Origin of the sequence: Aquimarina latercula DSM 2041 (genome assembly GCF_000430645.1) — a bacterium.
GTDB classification, from domain to species: domain Bacteria; phylum Bacteroidota; class Bacteroidia; order Flavobacteriales; family Flavobacteriaceae; genus Aquimarina; species Aquimarina latercula.
Genome location: NZ_KE387185.1, coordinates 201,976 through 225,835, shown reverse-complemented (window position 1 = coordinate 225,835; position 23,860 = coordinate 201,976). Strand labels below are relative to the sequence as shown.

Genomic DNA, 23,860 nt, shown 5'->3' with positions numbered 1-23,860 from the left:
CTTTAGAATAAAAAAGACTAAGTAATAATAAACCAAATAAAAAGAGCATTGGAGTATAAAATGAGATCACTTTAATAAACCTTTGTTTAGAACCGAAGTAAAAAAAAGAGAAGATACTATAAGCTACAAATAGTATAATAATTTTACTGTTGAAATCATTAGAAAAAAGAATTAAGCTACCAAAGAAGAAGAATGAAAGTATCAAAACAAAAGTTTGATTGTTTTTTTTTAAAAAGTTCCTCATAAGAATAAATTAGATGGCAAAATACTATATTTTTGCTCAAATTTAATTACCATAAATGAAAGTTTTACATGTTCTGTACCAATCGCTACCGCAGATATCCGGATCTAGTATTAGGAGTAGAGATATTTTAATGTCGCAAAATGAGATTGGTATTGAAGCTTTTGCAATTACAGTACCTTTTTTAAGCAATGAATCCCAAAAAAAAATTGAGGTAATTGATAATGTAAGGTATTATAGAAGTAATGTTGAAAGTAGCTCTAAAAACGAAATTTCAGATCAATATAAGAGCTTCTTTAAACGTTTTAAAAAGGTTTTTAAAATCAATAAATTTATTTTTCAATTATATAAGTTAAGTAAGTTTCAAAAACCAGATGTTTTACATGCACACGCAATGTTTTTTTGTGGTATATCTTCTGTAATAGTTGGAAAAATACTTAAGATACCTGTTTTTTATGAAGTTCGGTCTTTATGGATGCTTCCAAAGGATTCTTTATACAAAACCTTTATTCATAAACTTTCTACCAAATTGGTGCTAAAAATTGAGTTATTTACAATGAGGTTGAGCAAAAAAGTTTTTGTGATTAACGAGAATTTAAAAGATCAATTAATAGACCTAGGAATAAAAAAGGAAAAACTTGTGGTAATTAAAAATGCAGTTAATACCACGTTAATTTCAAAAAACTTATCGAAAATAAAAGAAGGTTTTGTAAGAGATCAGATAACATTAGGTTATATTGGATCAATAACACCATATGAAGGAATTCCTTTTATGCTTAGAGCTCTCCAGATCATCAACAATAATGAAAAAAAAATTAAATTAATTATATATGGATCTGTAAGAGAGGCAAAAGAGTTAGAAGTCATAAAAGAAAAAATTAAAGAATACTCACTAGATAGGTATGTAGAATATAAAGGGAGCATTAATCCTTCTGAAGTGTATAAAGCATATCAAGAAATAGATGTAATAGTTAATCCTAGGCTTAAAAATAAAATAACGGATACCGTTACTCCATTAAAGCCATTAGAAGCAATGGCGTATAAGAAAATTTTTATAGGGAGTGATGTTGGAGGAATAAAAGACTTATTATCAAACTGTGATCATGGGTTTTTATTCAAATCAGACAAGATAGAATCTCTAATTGAGGTTATCGACCAAGTTTCTAAATTGTCTCAGGAAGAAAGAAAAATTATAGGAGAAAATGCGAGAAAATTCGTGATAAATGAAAAGAGTTGGGTTCGGAACGCAGAACTTTATAAAAAAGAATATTCAAAGTTTTTAAACTTAAATTAAGTGGCATTAGATATACTATACCATTACTTTCTTTTTAAATGGTTTAAATACATACGTTTTTCTGGTTATTCAGATGAAGAACATTTAGTAAAGTCATTTAATATCTTAAGATCCAAATATTCTTCAAAAGAAGGATTTTTAAATAAAGAAAGAAACATTTTTGGAATAAAGTCAAAAGCAATTTGTGTTAAGTCCACAGGATACTTCATAAAATTGAATAATACAATTAAAAAAGAAATACGAAATCCAGATAATTTGGTGTTAGAATTAAAGGTACCATCAGAAATAATTAATCAAAATGAATTGTTCAACTTTTGTCAATTATATTTTTGTATTGAAGATACTGAGCCTACATCAAAAAAAATAAAAGAAATAATCTATAGATGTTCTGAAAAAATTCATATTGACTCAACGCATATAAAATTACTTAAACTGAGATTTGATTATCTTACTGGAATAATTGATAATAAACATTTAGAATCCGAAGTAGTGCGTTATATTTCGAATAAAAAAATTTCTGAAATTATGATGTCAAATTCTTTTAGTAATAAAAAAGAATCTACGAGTCATGAACTAGGTTATTTATTAAATATAACATTTGATATTTATGAAGATACTAAAAGTGAAAAGATTTTAAAGTGTTTAGAGAGCTATATCGAAAAGCTGCATAGAATTTTTGTTGGTCATAAGACGATTTATTCTATAGTAATAAAAAAAGGTGATCGGATTAGTCTTTCTGGAAGTTTTTTGATTGCTAAATTATTTTTTAGATATACGATACTAAGTAAAGATTTCAGATATGCTAATGCGGGGTTTTTTATTCTGGATTTGGGAAAGTTGGTTCAGAAATTAAATAGAAAAAATTTAATATCAAATTCTTTTCCGGTTTATAAGTATGGTTCTCCCTTTAAATATCCTGTGTGGACACTATGTTATTTCATTGAATGTCTTCAGCTAAAAATAAAAGTAAAAGATTTGCTTAAGAATGAAGTTAGCCTTTATATTTAATTATCCTTTAATGGATAATGTGAACTGGAAGAAAACTGTGATAGAAAACTGCCTAAATGCTGGTTATGAGGTAGATATTTATTATGGAAAAACAGCTTTGATAGAGTATATTAAAGCTTATTTGGCAAAAAGAAAATTTGGTAGCATTGGTTCTGTTTCTAAAAACTTGCAAAAAAAAACAGAAAAGAATTATAAATATTTTAAAAGCTTAGGGGTTAATACTTATAAAGTCAAAAATTATAATTCCGATAAGACAATTCAATTATTGTTTTCAAAAAAATATGATTTTATAGTTGCAGCGATTGATCAAATTTTGTCTAGAAATTTTGTCGATAATGTAAACTCAAAAATATTAAATATTCATTATGCAACTTTACCACAAATAAAGGGAATGAATGCGATAGAGTGGAATTATTTGGTAAATAAGAAATGTGAACTTACTTTGCACCATATAAATTCGGGTATAGATACTGGCTCCATCATAAAAACGGAAGAAATTCCAATAGAAAAGGGAGAAGATTTTTTTTCAATGAGAGAAAAGCTCCAACAAAGAATACCAAAAGCTCTTATGAGTTTTTTTGAAAAGCCCGACTCAGAACTTTTCCCTAATAACGGAGGAAAGTTATATACATTTATGCATAGTGAAATACAACAAATAATGAGAGGAAGATTTTGAACGTATTAATTACATTGGATTATGAGTTGTTTTTTGGAGATTCAGGGTCTCCGGAAAAATGTATTATAGAACCTACAAATAGGTTGATCGAAATCGCAGATAAGTATAACTTTAAATGTGTTTTTTTTGTTGATGCCGGATATTTAATAAAACTAAAAGAATACGCCAATAATTATCAGCAATTAAAAAATGATTATGAATTGGTTAGTGGTCAAGTAAAGGAACTATCTGAGGCGGGGCACGAAATACAGCTTCATATTCACTCGCATTGGGAAGACACTGTTTATGATGGTAGTAAGTGGGATTTTGATTTGTCCAGATATCGATTAGACTCTTTTAAAGAAGAAGAGGTGCTAGACATTTTTTATCGATATAAGTCAATATTAGAAGACATAACCGACAAAAAAGTATTTGCTTATCGTGCAGGAGGTTGGTGCATACAACCGTTTTCTAGACTTAAACAAGCTTTTATAAAGAATGAAATAACGATTGACAGTACTGTTTTCTATAAAGGGAAGAACACGACTAAAACACAGTGGTTTGATTTTACCGAAGCAAAAGATTTTGATTCTTGGTCATTCGAGGAAGATCCATGTATTGCAGATACATCTGGAAATTTCTTCGAATTCCCAATAGCTTCATATAAAGTTTCACCAGTATTTTTTTGGAGATTGATATTTGCAAGAAAATTTGGAGGAGACAAGCATATGGTTATTGGAGATGGGTTCGCAAGTCAGGGATCAATTAAGCAAATTTTAAGGCTATTGTTCAAGGGCTCAAATTCTGTTGTTTCGATTGATGGATATAAAATAAAATTCCTAAATAATGCTTTTAACAAATATAAAAAACAACAAAAAAAGAATTTCATAATTATAGGTCACCCAAAAGCTTTTACAAAATATTCTTTGGAAGTATTAGAAGGTTTTTGTAACCAAGTTTCAAAAAATAAAGAAGATATTATAACAACATTTAATAGTATAAAAGTTTGAGTTTTAGATTTGCCAATGATAAGAAAATATATGGATTTAATTCTAGACAAGAATTACTAGAATTTATTCTTCCCCAAAAGAAAATTTTAATAGCAGTTGGTGTTGAAAAAATTCTTAACAAAAACAACAAGCTAACCCAAATAATAAATGAAAATGTAGCCTATTGTGACGGCGTGGGATCAGTAATGGTGCTCAAAAAAAAGGGTTTAAATAGTATTAAAATACCTGGAGCAGAATTTTGGCTTGATATTGTGAAAGAATGTTATAATTCAAAAACGTTTTATCTTATAGGAAGTAAGTTAGAAATTATTAATCAAGTAGTCTCAAAACTCGAAAAAGATTTTCCCGGAATTGATATACTCAATTATCGAGATGGTTATTTTGAAGATGAGGACATTACTGAAATTGAACAAGACATAAAAGAAAAAAAACCAGATATTGTGTTTGTAGCTTTAGGAAGCCCTAAGCAAGAATTTCTAATGAGTCGTTTTATAAAGACACACAAAGCACTTTACATGGGATTAGGAGGAAGCTTCGACCTTTATACTGGATCTGTAAAAGAAGTCCCGTTGTTTTGGAAAAAGATATTTAGGTGGGAGGGGCTATATAGGTCCTTTAACGATTTTAAAAACATTAAACGATGGAAAAGACAATTAATAGCATTTAAATTCTTTTATAAATTATTAACCAATAAAATTTAAAAAAACCATGGCTGAAGTTTATCTAGAAACCAATAGAGACCAGAGCATTGAAGAGTTGGTGCAATTGGCATCTACTTATTATGACTCTGGAGATATTGTAAATGAGAAATACCTCAATTGGCAATATAACACCAACCCATTTGGGAAACCATATATGACTATCGCAAGAGAAGATGATAAAAATGAAATGGTAGGCCAATATCTTGTTATTCCATTAGAATATAGCATTAATGGTAAAATTGAAAAAGGAACGTTATCATTAAACACATTAACACGAGGAGACTATAGAGGAAAGGGATTGTTTACCAAAACTGCTCTTAAAACGTATGAAGAATGTGCCAATGATAATGCTAAATTAACCGTAGGTTTCCCAAATCAACAATCTTATCCGGGATTTGTGAAGAAATTAGGTTTTAAATATATGGGGGACATCCCACTTCTTATAAAACCTCTAAAACCAATAAACTTGTTTCTGAATAAGTTATTCAAAAAAAAAGAGAAACATGGGGGAGAGATACTTTTAAAAATTGAAGAAAGTTCTTTTGTTAAAGAATTGTCTTTTGAAAATGATAAAGAAAAATATACAGAATTTTGGGAATCCTATAAAAAAGATAAAAAAGTAATTTTAAATAAATCGATCGAGTTTTTAAAATGGAGATATGTTAATATACCAACTAGGAACTATAAAATATTTAAGATCGAAAATGAGGATAAAATTGATGCAATTATTATATTTAGAGGAGAGAATACGCTAGGAAGCCGTACAGCGATTATTATGGATTATATGGCACTTGATAATGATGGAACAGAATTGTTGAAATACATTCTTAAAGAGTTAAAAAAGAACAATATTGAGATGTCTGCAGTTTTATCAATGCCGCATACCAAAGAGAATAGCCTATTTAAGCAGAAAGGTTTTTACAAAGTACCAAAAAAAATACTCCCACAACCAATACCTTATATTGTTCGTCAAAATATTGAAAATAAAGAATCTAGTGATATTATGGAATTAGATAATTGGCATATTGGTTTTGGAGATTATGACGTTTTTTAAATATGAATATTTTAACATTTGATATAGAAGAGTGGTTTCATATCTTGGATAATGAGTCTACTAAAACCGAAAAGGAATGGAATAATTATGAATCAAGAATCCATAAGAATATGGATACGATTTTTAGATTGCTTGAAGAATGTAACGTAAAAGCTACATTCTTCTGTTTGGGTTGGATAGGAGATAAATACCCAGATGTCGTAAAGCGTATAGATGATGCTGGATATGAAATAGGGACACATTCAAATATGCATCAATTAGCTTATGAGATGGGTGAGAAAGAATTTGAAGATGATTTGAGAGCTTCAATAGATGTTCTTGAAAGTATTACAGGCAAAAAAATTAAGACATATAGGGCACCAGGGTTTTCTATTACAAAAAATAATCTTTGGACCTTTGAGGTGCTGAAAAAGTTAGGTATCGAAAACGATTGCTCTATTTTTCCGGCAAACAGGGCACATGGAGGGATATCAAGCTTTACAGAAAGTAAACCTTGTATTATAGAATATAATGGAATTCAATTGAAAGAGTTTCCAATCAATACCTCAAGTGTTTTGGGTAAAGAGGTTATTTTCTCTGGGGGTGGTTATTTTAGATTTATGCCTTATAATCTTATAAAGAAATTTAGTAATAACACCGACTATATAATGACTTATTTTCACCCAAGAGATTTTGATTATGAACAACCAATGATAAAGGGGCTTAGCGTATTTAGAAGATTTAAATCTTACTACGGCTTAAAAGGGTGTGAAAAAAAACTAAAAAGATGGATAAGTGATTTTGAATTCACAGATTTAAAGACATATAGTGATCAAATTAAATGGGATTCTGTGGCAAAAGTTTCATTAGATTAAATAGAATTAAAAAGTAATTGTGAAACATTATAATAGATTATTTATACTGCTTAGCATATTTCTTCTCTCATTTTCAAAATAAGATGATAATATAATTATGAATGAAGAAGCTGTATAAGGAGATAGAGGTTGATCCTTATTCCAATTTTAAAGGTAAGAAAAGGAAGATTCAATATCAGTATTTTCAAGATGGAATTGCTACTTTAACTGTAAACCGTTATTAAAATGATGATAGGCCATATAGATTCTGTTAAAACAGTCGATTTTAATGGCCCAAATAGTCCTTCTGAGCTTAGTTGCTCTCCAGGAAAGTATAAATATTACGATGAGTGATATCCTACAAGATTTAGTATTTATAGATTTAAGGAAAAAGAAGAAATAGTATTTTTTTTACAATTAGTAATCTTTTCATTTTTCTAATTTAATACTTATATAAGTATTACTAATTCAATATTTGCTACTTTTGCTCCAATACATTAAAACTTTAAGGTTTGCCAATTTATTATCCATTTGCGTTTTTTATTGGAGCTTATATTCTAACGTTCTTTACCATACCTAAAATTATAGGATTAGTAGAGTATAAAAATTTGATGGACAATCCCAACAAAAGAAGTTCACACGTAAAAATTACACCAACTTTAGGAGGAATTTCTTTCTTTTACACGTTAATTCTTGCATTATTCTTTTTAAAACAGTGGGATAATTTTGATGAAGCAATATACTTTGTGCCAGGGTTAACAATTCTTTTTATAGTCGGGTTAAAAGACGATTTAGTTGTGCTTTCCCCATATACTAAGCTTGCGGCGCAAATGTTAGCTATTCTTTTTATTTTAAGTAATGAAGGGTTTATGATTCATTCATTAAATGGGTTTTTAGGCGTACACGAAATCCCTGTTTATTTATATTACGGTGTTGCAGGATTTGTAATGCTTACTATTATTAACGCTTATAATTTAATTGATGGTATAGATGGCCTGGCCGCTATTGTAGGAATTATAATTTTAATTATTTATACTACTATTTTTTATATAACAAAAGAATATTTTTTTGCTTTACTCTGCTTAACAACAAATGGATCATTAATTGCGTTTTTAGGCTTTAACCTATCTTCTAATAGAAAGATTTTTATGGGAGATACTGGGTCTCTTATTGTTGGATTTATTATAAGCATATTAACACTTAAGTTTTTGGCACTTTCTCCTGAATCTTATGACAGCCTTCCATTTTTGTTAGAAAATGCTCCACTTATAGCAATAAGCATTTTAATTGTACCATTATTTGATACAGCAAGAGTTTTTACTATACGATTAGCAAACAAAAGGAGTCCTTTTTCTCCAGACAGAAATCATACGCATCACATACTAATAGACTATTTTAAAATTTCTCATCAAAAAGCAAGTTTTATCATAGGAGGATTTAATTTAATTTTTGTTATTCTTTTTGTTATTCTAGGTAGCTCTTCCTATAATTTATATTTAGTGATTGTACTTATTGTTACTATTATAATATTAGGCTATCTTTTTTATCGTTTTGATTATAGTTTTGCTAATATTAAAAGAAAAATCTTATTTAAAAGAAAGTTCAGTAAATTAAAGGATGGAATGAAAAAGAAAGCTGAAAAATTACCTCAAAGACAGCAGGATACTGATGAGAAATAAATCTCTTTAAAAAAATAATTAATAAGCAAAAACTACATTAGAAAGTTTTATTTAAAAGAAACCTATAACATATTTTAGGTATTTTTGATCTATTGAGATACAAACAATTTTCTTTTTTATTGTAAACATAAAACATAGAGAAGAGCAATAATTATTAATCTATTACGTAATAGATTAAATATAATGAATATGGAGTATAAAAAACCGAAAGTAATTGCGGAGATAGGTTGCAATCATAAAGGAGATATGGATATAGCCAAAGAGCTATTGCGCCTTTCTAAAGAATGTAATGCAGATGTCGCTAAGTTCCAAAAGAGGAATAATAGAGAGTTACTTACCGAACAACAATATAATGCTCCACACCCCAATCCAAGTAATTCTTATGGAGATACCTATGGAGCACATAGAGAATTTCTTGAGTTTTCAGTAGAACAACATAAAGAACTTAAGGATTATTGTGATGAAATAGGGATAGAATATTCTACTTCGGTCTGGGATGTTACTTCTGCAAGAGAAATGATTACTTTTAATCCATCGATGCTAAAAGTTCCATCCGCTTGTAATAATCATTTTGATATGCTACGAGTTTTAAGGGATGAATATACTGGAGAAGTACATTTATCATTTGGTATGACAAACCAAGATGAAGAAAAACAAATTATATCGTTTTTTGAAGAAACAGATCAAGCAAAACACAGATTAGTTATTTACTCGTGTACCTCTGGATATCCAGTGCCATTTGAAGATGTTTGTTTATTAGAAATTTCTCGATTAAAGAATGAATACGGTAGTCGAGTAAAAGATATTGGGTTTTCTGGACATCATTTAGGAATTGCAATTGATAATGCAGCTTACACGCTAGGAGCGACTTGGGTGGAAAGACATTTTACTAAAGATCGAACTTGGAAAGGCACTGATCATGCAGCCTCTTTAGAGCCAACAGGATTAAGAAAGTTATGCAGAGATTTGTTTGCAACTTTTAAGGCATTGAATTATAAACAAACAGAAATTCTAGAAATAGAACAGATACAAAGAGACAAACTCAAGTATCGCAAACAATGAAAACTATTGTATTCATACCCGTCCGAGGAGGCAGTAAATCTATTCCTTTAAAGAATATTAAGGAGTTTTTTGGTAAGCCATTGGTATATTGGACTATTAAAGCCGCGGTAGAAACTAAGGCTATTGATGAGGTTATTATTGCCACAGATCACGAAGAAATAGAAACTGTAGTAAATTCTTTTGGTTTTAGTAAAGTATCTGTATATAGTAGAAATAAGACTAATGCTCAGGATAGTTCATCGACAGAGAGCGTTATTTTAGAGTATTTGAATGCAAGAAAATTGGATAAAAATGATGCCTTTATTTTAGTTCAAGCAACATCACCTTTATTAACGGCAAAAGATTTAACTGCTGGAATTAAGATGTTTGATAAACAAGAGTATGACAGTATTCTCTCTTGTGTATTATCAAAACGTTTTTTTTGGAAAGGGAATGGTGATCCGATAAATTATAATCCTTATAATCGACCTAGAAGGCAAGATTTTGAGGGAATATACATGGAAAATGGAGCTTTTTATATAAATACTGTAGGAAGGATTGAAGAATCAAGGAATAGACTTTCCGGAAATATAGGAATATCTCTAATGCCTGAATATACTGATGTAGAACTGGATGAAGAAGATGATTGGCAGAGAGCAGAAATTTTAATGAAAAAATATCTGTTTCCTAAAGAAACAAAGAAAAAAATATCATTATTTATTTCTGATATTGATGGAGTACTGACTGATGCAGGGATGTATTATAGTGAGAATGGAGACGAGTTAAAGAAGTTTAATACTCATGACGGAATGGCTTTTCAGTTAATTCGCGAGAACGGTTTAAAAACGGCTATTATAACATCTGAAAATACCGAGTTAGTAAAAAGAAGAGCAAATAAATTGAAAGTTGATTATTTGTATCAAGGAAAACGAGATGGAGGAAAACTTTCAGCTGCTCTGGAGATTTGTAAAAAAGAAGGTATTACAATTGATAATGTAGCTTATATTGGTGATGATATTAATTGTTTTGAATTGTTGAGTATGGTTGGCATAGCAGCCTGTCCATCTAATGCTTTAAATAAAATTAAAGATATTCCTGGAATTATAAAATTATCTAGAAAAGGAGGAGAAGGCGTTGTAAGAGAATTTTATGAAGAAGTTTTATCGAAAATTCTTTAGATAGCCGAAAAGAATTACTTTTTTAGATGAACTATTATGAAAGCAAAAATTATTATTGCTTCTCCTTTACAGCTGATTAACGCTATTGAAGCAAAAGAATATTTAAATGTTAAAAGTATTGATATTTCTTTTTTTAGTGATGGAAATATCACCAATGAAAGACAGGTAAAATCGTTAATACAAGAGCTAAAAATTAAGGCAACTTTATCTACTATTGAAATACCAAAAAACCCAAATTTCTTAGAAAGAATACTATTCTTAAAAAACCTAAAAAAAAATAAGCTTAATATTGATAACTACGAGTATATTATTGTAGGTCATTTCAGATCTATATACCAAGCCTCTTTTGCAAATTTATATAACGCAAAATATGTTTTTGTGGATGATGGCACAAGGAGCTTAGATGACATTTCTTTTTTAAATAGGTTTGGGTTTAATACAAAAGCGTATAAGCTAAAAACGTTGTTGTATGCTTTTTTTTCAGTGAAACCATATCTAGCATGTAAGGAATATACTTTTTTTTCTTACTATGCTAAGAAAATTGAAGTGAAAAATCATATCCAAGTATTAGAGAATACTTTTTCATATTTGCGAAGTCTGAAAAGAAAAAAGAGTTCTAAAGTTGAAAAGAAAATTGCTTTTGTTGGACAAAGTCTAGTAGATTCTAAATTGCTAACGTTAGATTTTTATCTTAGTTTGTTGAATAATATTGATGACTACTATAAAAAACGATACCCGGAAGGAATTACAGTAGAATATTATGCACACAGAAATGAATCTGATGAAGTTTTAGAGTTAGTTGCAAAAATGCCTAATTGGGTGATCATAAAAAATAAATTACCATTAGAGTTACATTTTTTGTTCTCTTCTCAATTTCCTGAGGAAGTTGGTCTTTTTTTCTCATCAGTCGCTGAGACGTTATCAGTTATTCTAGGAAATGAATTAAAGCTTAAATCTTTTTTTATTCCTACAGATAAATTATTATATAGAAAATCAGAAATCAATAATCTTTTTGAAAAGAATCGGGAATCCGAAGACATTGAATTAATTAGTAATTATAATTATTGATGAAAAACTTAATGAATTGAGTCAAAAAAAACTTCTTAAAAATTCTGGAATCTATAGCATTCTAATGCTACTTCAAAAAGGGATTAATTTTATTCTAATTCCTGTTTTGACAGTTTATTTGTCCACGTATGATTATGGAGTTGTAGCAATTGTTATTGCAATTAATGCCTTTCTGAATGTCTTTTATTTACTATCACTTCCCGGTACGCTAAATAGGTTTTATTATGAGTTTAAAGATGATCAAAATAAGGTAAAAAAACTGTTTGGGACTATAATTACTTTTGTTTTACTGAATAGTTTTGTAGTTACATTAATTATCTTTTTAGGCAGAAAGTGGTTATTACTACCATTTTTAGAAGACGTTGATTTTTTTCCTTTTATGGCTCTTGGTTTGGTATCTGTTATTTTTAACCCTTGTTATACTATATATCAGAGTTCATTACAATCAAGACAAGAAGGAGTTCGTTTTGGAAAAAATAATGCAATATTTTTTTTGGTAAATATTATTTTACTATTAACAAGTGTAATTTTTTTCAATATGGGTGCTAAAGGAGTTTTGGGGTCTTTAGCAATAACTAATGTTGTTTTCTTTATCTATACTTTATCAAGGTTTAGGAAAGATATAACCTTTGGAATTGATGTTGATATACTTAAGAAGTCTTTAAAATATGCCTTTCCATTAATCCCCCATACCTTATCAGGTGTTACAACAATGCTAATTGATAGAATAATCATTAATAAGTTGTTGAATACATCTTTAGTAGGTATTTATAGTATCGGTAATAACTTCGGTAGTATTGTTTTTTTAATTGCTTCAGGAATAAATCAAGCTTTTGTTCCCTGGTTTAATCAAAAAATAAAGGATAATAGCCAAAAGTCAATTCCAGAAATTGCAAAATTGATTATTGTTTTTTATTGCATAGTCGCTTTGGGATTATCTTTTTTCGGTAAAGAAGTAATAATGTTGATTACACCAAAAGAATATCATATTTCTTGGATGGTAATACCTTGTATTGCATTTGCATTTGTATACCACGGTGTGTACTATTTTTTTGCAAGTGCTTTGTTTTACGATATTCAAGGTCGAGGAAATCGAATTATACCAGTATTTACAATATTAGCAGCTGTGATAAATATCATTCTAAATATTATATTAATTCCTCGGCACGGAATTTTTGGAGCAGCAGTAGCGACGTTGATAGGTAAATTTTTATTATCAGTATCGCTTAGTTTTTTTTATAATAGGTTTGTCGAAATACAATACCAAGTATTCTATATGATCTTTATACCTTTAGGGTTTTATGCTTTATCACTTGTAAGTTATATATCCTATGCCCAAATCTATCATTTTTTAAGCATAAAAATCATCATCTTTGTTGTTGTTCTGGTTTTTTGCTTTTTGTTTTTCAAGAAAGAAATCAAAACTTTGTTCAAAGAAAAGAAAATATTTAGTTGAAGGTTTTAATTGTCAATACATTATATCAGCCATTTAAAGTTGGAGGTGCAGAAATCTCTGTTCAGACGATAGCAGAAGGATTGTATAAAAGAGGAATTGATGTTGCTATTTTAACCCTAGGAAAAAATGAGGAAGAAGTATATGTAAATAAGATACCAGTATATAGACTTGCATTAAAAAATGTGTTTTGGCCTTTTGATCAGGTAGATCAGTCAAAAGTTAAAAAACTGAAATGGCACTTTACGGATATATATAATAAAAAATATAATACTAGTTTTCTTAAAATAATTAATGAGTTTGATCCTGATATTATCCACACCAATAATCTAATGGGTTTCTCTGTTTCCATTTGGGATATAGCTAAGAGTAAAGGAATTAAAGTTGTACATACACTTAGAGATTATTATTTACAGTGCCCTAAAACCAATAAGTTTAAGAATGATAATTGCGAAAAACAATGCATGGAGTGTGTGTGTTTTTCTGTTATAAAGAAGACTAAGTCTCAATCTGTAGATAGTGTTGTTGGAATCAGTAATTTTATATTAAGGAATCACTTAGATGAAGGATATTTTAAACCTTCAGCTAAAAAAGTAATTTACAATGGATTTGATACTACAAAGGAGATATCATTAAAATCGAATTTTAAGAACCAGGCTTTTTTGAAGTTTGGTTTTATTGGGCAGGTAAATAAAGCTAAAGGAATTGAGATTTTAATACAAGTTCTGGCGGGGTTTAGGGATTATAATAATTGGAAACTATATATTGCCGGCAGAGTAGAATCATCATATAAAGATTTTTTATTGTCTTTTTTACCAGATGAAAAAGTCGAATTTATGGGATATGTAAAACAGGAAACTTTTTTTAATACTATAAACGTTTTGGTTGTACCTTCTCTATGGGAAGAACCATTTGGAAGAGTCGTATTAGAGGGAATATTAAGTAATGTTCCTGTTTTAGGAAGTAACAAAGGAGGTATAAAGGAAATATTAAGTAATAATTCTAAGTTTACTTTTAACCCTTTAAATGAGGATTTAAAAAACACACTAAAATTAATAATAGAAAACCCAAAGGAGTTAAATACATTTAACTTTGATATGGATTACATTTATAGGTTATTTTCTTTAGAAAGTATGATTGATCAATATATAAAAGTATATGAGGAATTAAAAAATTGATTCATCTCCCTTTGTGAAAGAACAGTTTTAAACAAATAGAACGAAAGAATTAGAGTAATGGTAAAAATTAAAAAACGGATAAAAAATTCATTACCCAACAGTGTTGTCGCTTTATTGAGAAACATAAAATTATTTCCTAAAAATGTGATGCTTATTTCTGCAGGATTTTATTTCACCTATTTTATTAAGAAATATAAGAATAACGGTGTTTCTATTACAATACCATTCTCACTAACAGACTTTAAATTTAGAGGACGTTTTGTTTTTAATAATTACGAGACTGAAGAGGCGGAATATCTTTCTAAATATTTGCCTCCTGATGCAACAGTAATTGAGTTAGGTGGATGTTTAGGTTTTGTATCCTGTTTAACTAATAAAATACTTAAAGATAAGAGGAAGCATATAGTTTTGGAAGCGAATCCAAATTTGATGCCCTGGATTAATAAAAATAGAGAAGATAACAATTGCTTTTTTTCTATTGAAAATGCAGTAATTTCAAAAGAACAAGAAATCCAATTCTACATTCACGATTTAATTGTAGGAGGAAGTATTAAAAGAAAAACAGGAAACCACGTTAATATACCGGGTATTACATTTGATTTATTACAAGAAAAATATAAACTTACTTTTGACACCTTGATTATGGATATAGAAGGAGGTGAATTAGATCTTTTTAGAAGTCAGAAACTAGAAATTGAAAAATTTAAAATGATTTTTTTCGAAGTTCATCCGTTTGCAGGTATATTAACTAATGAAGAAGCTCAAGAATGTGAAGATATTCTCTCTAGTCTAAATTTTAAATTGATTAAAAGAGATGGGCATTTTCAAGTTTGGGAAAAGTTACCTTCAAGTCATTAAGTAGGATATAAAAATGTAAATTTACCAAAATTTAGTCGTTTCAGATAAGTTTAATAATATGAGGATTAATGAAAATTAGTTTTAATCTAGAAGGTGTCACTTTTTACATAGTACTTTTATTAGGCATTTTCAATTCGGTTTTTCGTTTTTATCTATTAGACACCCCGTTTTCCCCTATTGTTTATATTGCTCAGCTATTAATGCTTATAGTTGTTGGTATTCATTTTACATATTTTTTGAATCAAATTAATGTCAAGAGAATTTTTCTATTATTGGCAATTATGATTTTTTTAGCATTTTTAGTAGGTATAATTTATACAAATACCCTTCTTCAGGTGTTTATGGGAATTTATATTTTGATTCCTCTTTTTTATGGCTTTGTAATGTATCCTTTTTTTGAAAGAATATTAAATAATAAAAACTTCTATACGATTATATTAATTATAGGAATTGTGGGTGTATTGCTTAATGTTATTTTTATTTTTCCTTGGGAAGGTTTTAAGTACGAGGTTTATGGAAAGACAATTGAAGGTAATCGTTTTTGGACATCTCTAGGAACAAGAAGGCTTTCTGGATTAGGGAGATCTTCATTCGAAACAGCTGGATATATACTTTTTTTAGGGATCATGTATATATTAAAGAATTTTAGAATTAACCTTGTCTGGATATTAGCAGGTATTGCTATTTATTTTACAGATACTAAAGGAATTTTAATTGCATATATTCTTATTTCGTTACTAGTACTATTTTGGAATTATATTTCAGATTATTCAAAAAAAATTGGATTGATTACTATATTGTGTATTAATCTTGCGCTTCCCTTACTTGCTTGGTCATTTTCTATTGATGATATTACTAGCATTAAGTTTTTAAGATCTTTTGAAATGAGGTTAGAGGGTACTTGGCCAGAAGCTTATAAATTAATTTCAGAATCAGGAAATATATTGACAGGAAGAGGCATAGGAGGGATAGGAGTTCCTCAAAACTTTTTTGAACCAGAACTGTCCCATCCAGGTGATAATTTATTTGTATATCTAATAGCGATTTTTGGTATAGGAGCGTTCGTTATATACGGTTTTTTGGTTAAAGGCGTTTACAATAAGGAAGTAACGAAAACGGAAGCATATAAATTATTCTATATACTCTCAATTTATGTGTTTGGGTATGGTGTAACTACAAATGTTATTGAATTACCGGTGATGAGTATATGTCTTGGATTGGTTTTTAGATATTGGGTAGATGATAAAAATTATGAAATTAACTAGCTATAGACACCTTTTTGGATTAGAGTCAGGATTTAGTATTAATAGTCTATTTTTAATATGTTCATATTTTTTATCTATTTTTCCAATACTATCCTTTGGAATTAGATCTGTAATTATTGCTGTTTGGAGTTTTTTAGGAATCTTATGTTTGATAAGGAGTTCTTCTTTTCCATTTATAAGAACAGATAAAACAAATAGGTTATTAATCATCTTTTTATCCACATCTTTCATTTTTTTAATTTTTAGTTTGTGGTATACGGAAAACATCTCCGATGGAGTAAAAAGGTTGATCCGAATGTTTCCTATAGTATTGATCCCTATAATATTTTATTTAAATAAAGAAATTTTTACAGAACAAAGAATTGATTGGATTACTAGTTTATTTTGTTTTTCAGTAATGATTTTTGTTTTGTATCAGGTTATTTGCTTAGGGTTTAATTTTGATATATTAACAAATGATCTCAGTTTGATAGAAATTAAAAGAAACAACTTACATCATTTAAATAATATAAGTCAAGATCAAATTCAACAAGTAAAAATAAGGAGATTAAGGAATTTTATCACTAAACTTGTGGATTCACATCCTATTTATCAGGGTTTATGGATATCCTTTGTTGTCTACTTTAATTATCATAAACTTAGATTTAATTCAAATTCCGTTACACAAAAAATCTTTAGAGTTTTTATAATTTTATTTATGTTTTTTTGGATGGTTTTAATTTCTTCAAGAATGCCTTTGATAGCACTTTTTATTGCAGGAATTATGACAATGATAATATTCAAACATTTTAATCTTAGGAAGATGATTTTGTTAGGATGTATTTCTTTAGGATGTATTTTTATTTTATTAGTTACTTTCAAACCTATGCAAACAAGGTTTGAAGAAGTTTTAGATAATATTTTTGTTTTTCCAACAAAAGGGAATGATATATACAATTACAATTCTACAAATGTAAGAACAGGTATTTATTATTGTTCAGGAATTGTTGCAAGAGATAATTGGTTGTTTGGATTAGGAGTTGGAGATATTCAAGAAAATTTATCCAAATGTTATGATCAAAAAATAGGTGCTAAAATTTATCAATGGAAGGATTATAATTCGCACAATCAATATTTGTTTTTTTTGATTAGTTCAGGAATTATGGCATTATTTTCTTTTTGTTGTTTTCTGTTTTATTGTTTTAGAAAAGTAATAATATCAAGAAGTAGTCATTTATTTTATGCTTTGACAGTCATATGTATTGTTATGCTTACAGAAAACATAATTTCCCGTTCGGACGGGGTTTTATTTTTTGGTTTATGTGCTTCACTTATTCTGTTATCCTCTAAAAATAAAATAGAAATATGATTTATATCAATGCTAGATTTTTAACACAAAAAGTAACAGGTGTTCAAAGGTATGCTATTGAAATATGTAAATTATTACCGAAGGAGATTTTAGGAAAAAAAATAGTCTTTCTAGCTCCTCGAAAAGCGATGTTAAATCCTCTTTTTAAGGAATTTAATAGTATTGCTGTAGGAAAATTAGAGGGTCAGTTATGGGAACAAATAGATTTACCTTTCTTTTTAAAAAGAAAAGGTGCTCCTTTGCTAATCAATTTTGTGGGAATTGGACCTGTTAGGTATAAAAATAAAATCATGATGGTTTATGATCTTGCGTTTAAGCATCATCCAGAGTGGTTTTCTAAAAGTTTTCAATTGACTTATAATTTGTTTATACCTAGAAGTTTAAAAAATTCAAAACATATCATTACTGATAGTAAGTATGTAAAAAATGATCTTATTAAGACCTATAACATTTTATCAGAGAAAATTAATGTTGTATATGCTGCACCGTCATCAATATTTGTACAAAAACGAATAAGTAAAGAACCTATAATTTTAATGGTCTCTTCTTTAGACCCTCGGAAGAACATGATACGGGTAATTAAAGGTTTTAATGAATTGGATATCCCGCATAAGTTGATAATAGTTGGAGCGAGAGGAACTGCCTTTTCGGATTTAAAAATTCCTGACCTAAGAAATAAAGAAAAGATAAAATTTGCTGGATATTTAAGTGATGAAGAATTGGTTGAATTATATAATAAAGCAGAGCTGTTTGTTTATCCATCATTATTCGAAGGTTTTGGTATTCCTCCATTAGAAGCACAGAAATGTGGTACTCCATGTTTGGTTTCAAATGTGACCTCATTGCCTGAAGTTTATCAGGATTCTGTAGCATATTGTAACCCGAACAGTGTTTCTGATATTAAAAATAAAATTCTTGAAGTATTAAATAATAATACTAAGAGGGATTTTTTAGTGTCCAAAGGTTTTATAAATGCAAATAAATATACATGGAATAAATCAGCAGAAGATTTTATTTTGATTATTAGAAATAATATAAGCTAATAATTAATTAAGACTACCAATATTGGCTAGTAATCAAAATGAAAAAGAATTAATATATGGGAACTATATAGTTAGAAATTCCCAGAGCAAGAATAAAGTATACAACTTGTCAAAGTAAGTGCGTATTATTATTTTTATGGCATTAGAAAGATTCTTCTAACATATGGTTTCTTTTCGATACTAAAATACTCTGTTCTGAGTTTACCTTAAAAACATAAACTTTTGGATAATTGTAGTTTATTGCGTACAAATTAGAAAAATATAATGAAAAAAGCTATAATCACTGGGATTACTGGTCAGGATGCAGCATACTTGGCTGAGTTGCTATTAACGAAAAACTACGAGGTGTATGGAACATACCGAAGAACAAGCTCGACTAATTTTTGGAGAATAGAGGAGTTGGGAATAGAAGATCACCCTAATCTTCATTTATTAGAATATGATTTGATTGATTTATCGAGTGCATATAGAATAATTGGAGAAGTAGAACCAGATGAAATTTATAATTTGGCTGCCCAAAGTTTTGTAGGAGTTTCCTTTACGCAGCCAATAGCTACTGCTAATATTACAGGAATAGGTGCTTTAAATTTATTGGAAGCGATTCGAATAATAAACCCTAAAATTAAATTTTATCAGGCATCAACTTCAGAAATGTTTGGAAAAGTTAATGCAATTCCTCAAAATGAAGAAACTCCATTCCACCCTAGAAGCCCCTATGGAGTAGCTAAAGTTTTTGCACATTGGTCTACTATAAATTATCAAGAATCATATAACCTGTTTGCAACTAGTGGAATTTTATTTAATCATGAATCTCCATTGAGAGGTAAAGAATTTGTGACAAGAAAAATTACAGATGCTGTAGCCAAAATATATTTAAAAAAACAGGATGTATTGGAGTTAGGAAATCTTAACGCTAAGAGAGATTGGGGATATGCAAGAGAATATGTAGAGGGGATGCATATGATGTTACAGGCACCTGTTGCAGATACTTATGTATTGGCAACAAATCAAACAAAAACTGTTAGAGACTTTGTTACTTTATCGTTTAAGACTGTTGGTATCGATATAGGTTGGGAAGGAAGTAATGAAAATGAAGTTGGAATTAATTTAAAAACACAAAAGGAAATTGTAAAAGTAAATCCACAGTTTTATAGACCGGCAGAGGTAGATCTTTTAATTGGAGATGCATCAAAAGCAAAAGAAAACTTAGGTTGGGAAACAAAAACTACTCTTGAAGAACTTGCGGAAATGATGGTAAAAAGTGATATTAAAAGAAATACTAATGGCGGATCATTTTAACAAAAAAGTTTTTATCACTGGTATTACTGGTTTTACCGGTATGCATTTAGAGAAGTTCTTTATAGATCAGGGCTGGAGCGTATTCGGAACAAGTTTTCAAACATCAAAAAATAAAAATCATTTTTTATGTGACATTACTAAAAAGGATGAAATTGATAAAATCATAAGAGATTTACAACCAAATTATATAATACACACTGCAGCTATTTCTTTCGTTGGAGATGTTAATCAAGAGCAAATGTATACGGTTAATATTTTCGGAACATTAAATCTTTTGAATGCTATTGTAGAATCCAATTTAGATCCTGAAAAGATAATTATTGTAAGTAGTGCTTCGGTATATGGAAGTTCTGGTCATACACTTTCAGAAGATTTATGCCCCAATCCAATTAATCATTATGGAAATAGTAAATTGGCTATGGAAAATATGGTTAAAGCTTATTTTTCTAAACTTAATATTATTATAACTAGACCATTCAACTATACAGGTGTTGGACAATCATTGGAATTTCTTATTCCTAAAATAGTATCTCATTTTAAGAATAAGAAACAAACAATTGAACTTGGAAATTTGGACGTTTATAGGGAGTTTAATGATGTTGATTATTTAGTGAATTGTTATTATAAGTTATTGTTGTCAGAAAATAGCTCAGAAATTGTGAATATTTGTACAGGAAGAACGAATACGATAGGGGAAGTACTTTTTTTTCTTGAAAAAATATCAAATCACGAAATAGAAGTTAAAGTAAATCCAAAATTTATTCGAAAAAATGAAATAAAAATTTTGAAAGGAGACTCATCTAAACTATTTAGTTTTATAGGAAACTTATCAAAAAATTATAGTTTGGAAGACACATTGATAAAAATGTTTAATTCAGAAACTAATAAGTAATGATTTGATTTTCAATTTTACAAAAAAAGCACAATTAAATATGTTTTTACCCCTAAAGAAGTGTGATTTATTTGAATACTTCATTTCGTATCAAATTCCTTCTAATATGACTAAATTGCCTTAACTTTGTTTAATTAGAGTTTTTCAAGCATTCGTTAATAATAACGGTAATTCTTTTATTTGTAGCTTTTTAGTAAAACTTTAAATTCAATAATTAATTTACAAATGTTGAAAATGAAAAAAGCTTTAATACATGATTGGTATACACAATATAGCGGTGCTGAGAGATGTATTGAAAGCTTTACAAATATTTGGGATGACTTTGATCATTTTACCTTAATCGATAGCTTAACTGATGAGCAGAGAGAAAAAGTTCTTAAAGGTAAAAAAACAAATACCTCTTTTATAGAAAAATTGCCATTTGGTAAAAAAAAATATCGTTCTTATTTACCTTTGTTCCCGTTGGCGATTGAACAATTTGATTTAAATGAATATGACTTGATTATTTCTTCGTCATCAGCAATATCAAAGGGAGCGTTGACCAGACCTGATCAATTGCATATAAGTTATGTTTATTCGCCAATTCGGTACGCTTGGGATTTATATTTTCAGTACTTAAAAGAAAGTGGACTTAATAAGGGGATAAAGGGTTTTATAGCGAAATATTTTCTTCATAAACTTAGAATTTGGGATGTAAGTACTGCTAACAGACCAGATCATTATATTGCAATTTCTCATTATATCGCTGCAAGAATAAAAAAAATTTATAATAAAGAATCAATAGTGATTTATCCGCCTGTGGATACAAAATCTTTTACAATATCAGACAAGAAGGAAGATTATTATGTTACATGTTCTAGAATGGTGCCTTATAAAAAAATAAATTTGATAGTAGAGGCGTTTTCTAAAACAAACAAGAAGCTTATTGTGATTGGAGATGGTCCAGATTTTAAAAAAATAAAGAAGCTGGCTACTTCAAATATTGATTTAATGGGGCATATTGAGAAAACAGCAATGATTGAAATATTAAGAAAAGCTAGAGCTTTTGTTTTTGCAGCGGAGGAGGATTTTGGGATAGCGCCAATTGAAGCGCAGGCTTGTGGAGTTCCTGTTATAGCTTTTGCAAAAGGAGGGGTTTTAGAAACAATTAAAGGTTGTTTTATAACAGATAATTTAGTGGAGGAGAATACGGGAGTTTTTTTTAAAGAACAGACTATTGGCTCATTACTTGGAGCAATTGAATTTTTTGAAAGACATGAACAAGTTTTTGATAAGTACATAATTCGTAAGCAAGCGGAGGTTTTTAGTAAAGAACGGTTCGAAAAGGAATTTAAAAAAACAATAGAACAGCTATATAATTGTTGGAAGAATAAGATGAATGATGATAGTTTAATTGAGGAGAATCACGAAAAAAGTATTTATGAATAAAGGTGGATATTCAAAATATATAAAGCCACTTTTATACGGTATAGACCTATTAATTGTTTCTTTTTTGGCATATTTTCTTTTAACCAAAAATTTATTGGATATAGGTTTTATAATTTTATTTTGGATTATATTGTCCTTTCTGATTTCTGTATATGCGATATATCGGTTTACCAAAATTCCTGAAATAATCTCTTTATTATTAAGACAATCCGTAATAATAGTCTTATTAATATTGAGTTACTTTTATCTTTCAAAATCGAATGTCCATTGGTCGAATGTTTTATACTTCTTTATTTGGTTATTTATTGTACTCAATATTTGGAGGATTTTCTTGTATGAAATCTTTAAAAAATACAGGATTATTACTGGAAGTAATTATCGTAATGTTATAGTGATCGGGTCCAATGAATCTACAAAGAGATTAATGAATTTTTTTGATACTATGCCAGGGTATGGTTATCGATACAAAGGTTTTTTTACGGATCAATTTGATGAAGATAAAATAGGAACGATTGAACAAAGTTTTAGTTATATTATAGAAAAAGAAATTGATGAGGTTTATTGCTCATTAAATGAATTAGATAACGATCAGGTAAAAAGCTATATAGAGTTTTGTGATGTTAATATGAAAAATCTAAAGTTTTTACCGGATACTAAAGAATTATTTTCAAAAAATTTACATTTAAATTATTATGATTTAGTTCCAGTATTATCTTTGCGCCAAATTCCGTTAGATGATCCGGTTAAAAGTTGGGGTAAAAGGTTGTTTGATTTTGTATTAGCTTTATTTGTTCTATTACTCATACTTTCTTGGTTAATACCTGTTTTAGGGTTGATTATTAAATTAGAAAGCAAAGGCCCAGTTTTTTTCAGTCAAAATAGACCGGGAATAAAAGAAAAGGGTTTTTTTTGTTATAAGTTTAGATCGATGCGTATGAATTCTAAATCTGAGAATTCTGCAACTAGAAATGACCCACGCATTACAAAAGTAGGTGAGTTTATAAGAAGAACTAGTATTGATGAGTTACCTCAGTTTATCAATGTATTATTTGGTGATATGTCAGTGGTTGGTCCTAGACCTCATCTATGGAAACAAAATGAACTTTACAGCACAAAAATTTCTAAGTACATGGTTAGACATTTAGTAAAACCTGGAATAACTGGCTTAGCACAGGTAAAAGGATATAGAGGTGGTATCGAAACTAATGAAGATATTGTGAATAGGACTAAGTATGATATCTTTTATATAGAAAATTGGTCCATATTACTAGACATTTATATTATTGTACAAACAGTGGTTAATGTTTTTAAGGGAGAAGATAAAGCGTATTAAT

Annotated in this window: 23 protein-coding genes; 22 read left to right on the top strand and 1 reads right to left on the bottom strand. The window is 28.8% G+C overall.

Going from position 1 to position 23,860, the window contains the following annotated elements; genetic code table 11:
- Positions 1-299: 299 nt before the first annotated feature.
- The 16 genes from H526_RS0118985 to H526_RS0118910 all read left to right on the top strand — a co-directional run bounded on the left by H526_RS0118985 (position 300) and on the right by H526_RS0118910 (position 16,516).
- On the top strand, positions 300-1,535 hold the full coding sequence (locus H526_RS0118985) for a glycosyltransferase family 4 protein (protein WP_027394461.1): 1,236 nt from the start codon (positions 300-302) through the stop codon (positions 1,533-1,535).
- A complete protein-coding gene (locus H526_RS0118980) occupies positions 1,536-2,543 on the top strand; it encodes a hypothetical protein (RefSeq protein ID WP_027394460.1) in 1,008 nt (335 codons plus the stop codon).
- Positions 2,521-3,219 (top strand): formyltransferase family protein, encoded by a 699-nt coding sequence (locus H526_RS0118975; protein WP_027394459.1) that lies wholly within the window; start codon positions 2,521-2,523, stop codon positions 3,217-3,219. Before H526_RS0118980 ends, H526_RS0118975 begins: the two co-directional genes overlap by 23 nt.
- Positions 3,216-4,208 carry a polysaccharide deacetylase family protein gene (locus tag H526_RS0118970; protein ID WP_027394458.1) on the top strand — a complete coding sequence of 331 codons (993 nt, stop codon included), beginning with the start codon at positions 3,216-3,218 and terminating at the stop codon, positions 4,206-4,208. Before H526_RS0118975 ends, H526_RS0118970 begins: the two co-directional genes overlap by 4 nt.
- Entirely contained in the window at positions 4,205-4,909 is a 705-nt protein-coding gene (locus tag H526_RS0118965; protein ID WP_027394457.1) for a WecB/TagA/CpsF family glycosyltransferase, read from the top strand. The genes H526_RS0118970 and H526_RS0118965 overlap by 4 nt, the downstream gene beginning before the upstream one ends.
- 7 nt (positions 4,910-4,916) lie before the next feature.
- Positions 4,917-5,963, top strand: a complete 1,047-nt coding sequence (locus H526_RS31095) for a GNAT family N-acetyltransferase (RefSeq protein WP_027394456.1) — start codon at positions 4,917-4,919, stop codon at positions 5,961-5,963.
- Positions 5,964-5,965: 2 nt separating this feature from the next.
- Positions 5,966-6,817, top strand: a complete 852-nt coding sequence (locus H526_RS0118955) for a polysaccharide deacetylase family protein (RefSeq protein ID WP_027394455.1) — start codon at positions 5,966-5,968, stop codon at positions 6,815-6,817.
- 101 nt (positions 6,818-6,918) lie between these two features.
- Entirely contained in the window at positions 6,919-7,041 is a 123-nt protein-coding gene (locus H526_RS32520) for a hypothetical protein (protein ID WP_281171958.1), read from the top strand.
- A 267-nt stretch (positions 7,042-7,308) separates the two neighbouring features.
- Positions 7,309-8,475 (top strand): MraY family glycosyltransferase, encoded by a 1,167-nt coding sequence (locus H526_RS29585; protein ID WP_051336236.1) that lies wholly within the window; start codon positions 7,309-7,311, stop codon positions 8,473-8,475.
- Between the two features lie 189 nt (positions 8,476-8,664).
- Entirely contained in the window at positions 8,665-9,537 is an 873-nt protein-coding gene (locus tag H526_RS0118940; RefSeq protein ID WP_425387495.1) for an N-acetylneuraminate synthase family protein, read from the top strand.
- Positions 9,534-10,694 carry an acylneuraminate cytidylyltransferase gene (locus tag H526_RS0118935; protein WP_027394453.1) on the top strand — a complete coding sequence of 387 codons (1,161 nt, stop codon included), beginning with the start codon at positions 9,534-9,536 and terminating at the stop codon, positions 10,692-10,694. Before H526_RS0118940 ends, H526_RS0118935 begins: the two co-directional genes overlap by 4 nt.
- Before the next feature lie 36 nt (positions 10,695-10,730).
- Positions 10,731-11,762, top strand: a complete 1,032-nt coding sequence (locus H526_RS0118930; protein WP_027394452.1) for a hypothetical protein — start codon at positions 10,731-10,733, stop codon at positions 11,760-11,762.
- 16 nt (positions 11,763-11,778) lie between these two features.
- The gene (locus H526_RS0118925; RefSeq protein WP_027394451.1) at positions 11,779-13,218 is read left to right on the top strand and encodes a lipopolysaccharide biosynthesis protein; all 1,440 of its coding nucleotides are present in this window, start codon (positions 11,779-11,781) and stop codon (positions 13,216-13,218) included.
- Positions 13,215-14,393 carry a glycosyltransferase family 4 protein gene (locus H526_RS0118920; RefSeq protein ID WP_027394450.1) on the top strand — a complete coding sequence of 393 codons (1,179 nt, stop codon included), beginning with the start codon at positions 13,215-13,217 and terminating at the stop codon, positions 14,391-14,393. Before H526_RS0118925 ends, H526_RS0118920 begins: the two co-directional genes overlap by 4 nt.
- A gap of 57 nt (positions 14,394-14,450) precedes the next feature.
- Entirely contained in the window at positions 14,451-15,251 is an 801-nt protein-coding gene (locus H526_RS0118915; RefSeq protein ID WP_027394449.1) for an FkbM family methyltransferase, read from the top strand.
- Positions 15,252-15,319: 68 nt separating this feature from the next.
- Positions 15,320-16,516, top strand: a complete 1,197-nt coding sequence (locus H526_RS0118910; protein WP_027394448.1) for a hypothetical protein — start codon at positions 15,320-15,322, stop codon at positions 16,514-16,516.
- Here H526_RS0118910 and H526_RS32115 read toward each other — a convergent pair whose 3' ends face one another.
- Positions 16,517-16,747 (bottom strand): hypothetical protein, encoded by a 231-nt coding sequence (locus H526_RS32115; protein ID WP_027394447.1) that lies wholly within the window; start codon positions 16,745-16,747, stop codon positions 16,517-16,519.
- 64 nt (positions 16,748-16,811) lie between these two features.
- Here H526_RS32115 and H526_RS32570 point away from each other — a divergent pair, with 64 nt between their 5' ends.
- The 6 genes from H526_RS32570 (at position 16,812) to H526_RS0118875 (ending at position 23,859) form a co-directional block, all read left to right on the top strand.
- A complete protein-coding gene (locus H526_RS32570; protein WP_051336235.1) occupies positions 16,812-17,864 on the top strand; it encodes an O-antigen ligase family protein in 1,053 nt (350 codons plus the stop codon).
- Entirely contained in the window at positions 17,861-18,907 is a 1,047-nt protein-coding gene (locus tag H526_RS0118895) for a glycosyltransferase family 4 protein (RefSeq protein ID WP_027394445.1), read from the top strand. The genes H526_RS32570 and H526_RS0118895 overlap by 4 nt, the downstream gene beginning before the upstream one ends.
- A 264-nt stretch (positions 18,908-19,171) precedes the next feature.
- Positions 19,172-20,206: a GDP-mannose 4,6-dehydratase gene (gene gmd, locus H526_RS0118890; protein WP_027394444.1), complete on the top strand. Its 1,035-nt coding sequence runs from the start codon at positions 19,172-19,174 to the stop codon at positions 20,204-20,206.
- A complete protein-coding gene (locus tag H526_RS0118885; protein ID WP_027394443.1) occupies positions 20,190-21,098 on the top strand; it encodes a GDP-mannose 4,6-dehydratase in 909 nt (302 codons plus the stop codon). Before gmd ends, H526_RS0118885 begins: the two co-directional genes overlap by 17 nt.
- 234 nt (positions 21,099-21,332) lie before the next feature.
- Complete coding sequence (locus H526_RS0118880) at positions 21,333-22,526, top strand: glycosyltransferase (RefSeq protein ID WP_027394442.1); 1,194 nt, start codon at positions 21,333-21,335, stop codon at positions 22,524-22,526.
- On the top strand, positions 22,519-23,859 hold the full coding sequence (locus H526_RS0118875; protein WP_027394441.1) for an undecaprenyl-phosphate glucose phosphotransferase: 1,341 nt from the start codon (positions 22,519-22,521) through the stop codon (positions 23,857-23,859). Before H526_RS0118880 ends, H526_RS0118875 begins: the two co-directional genes overlap by 8 nt.
- Position 23,860 lies beyond the last annotated feature (1 nt).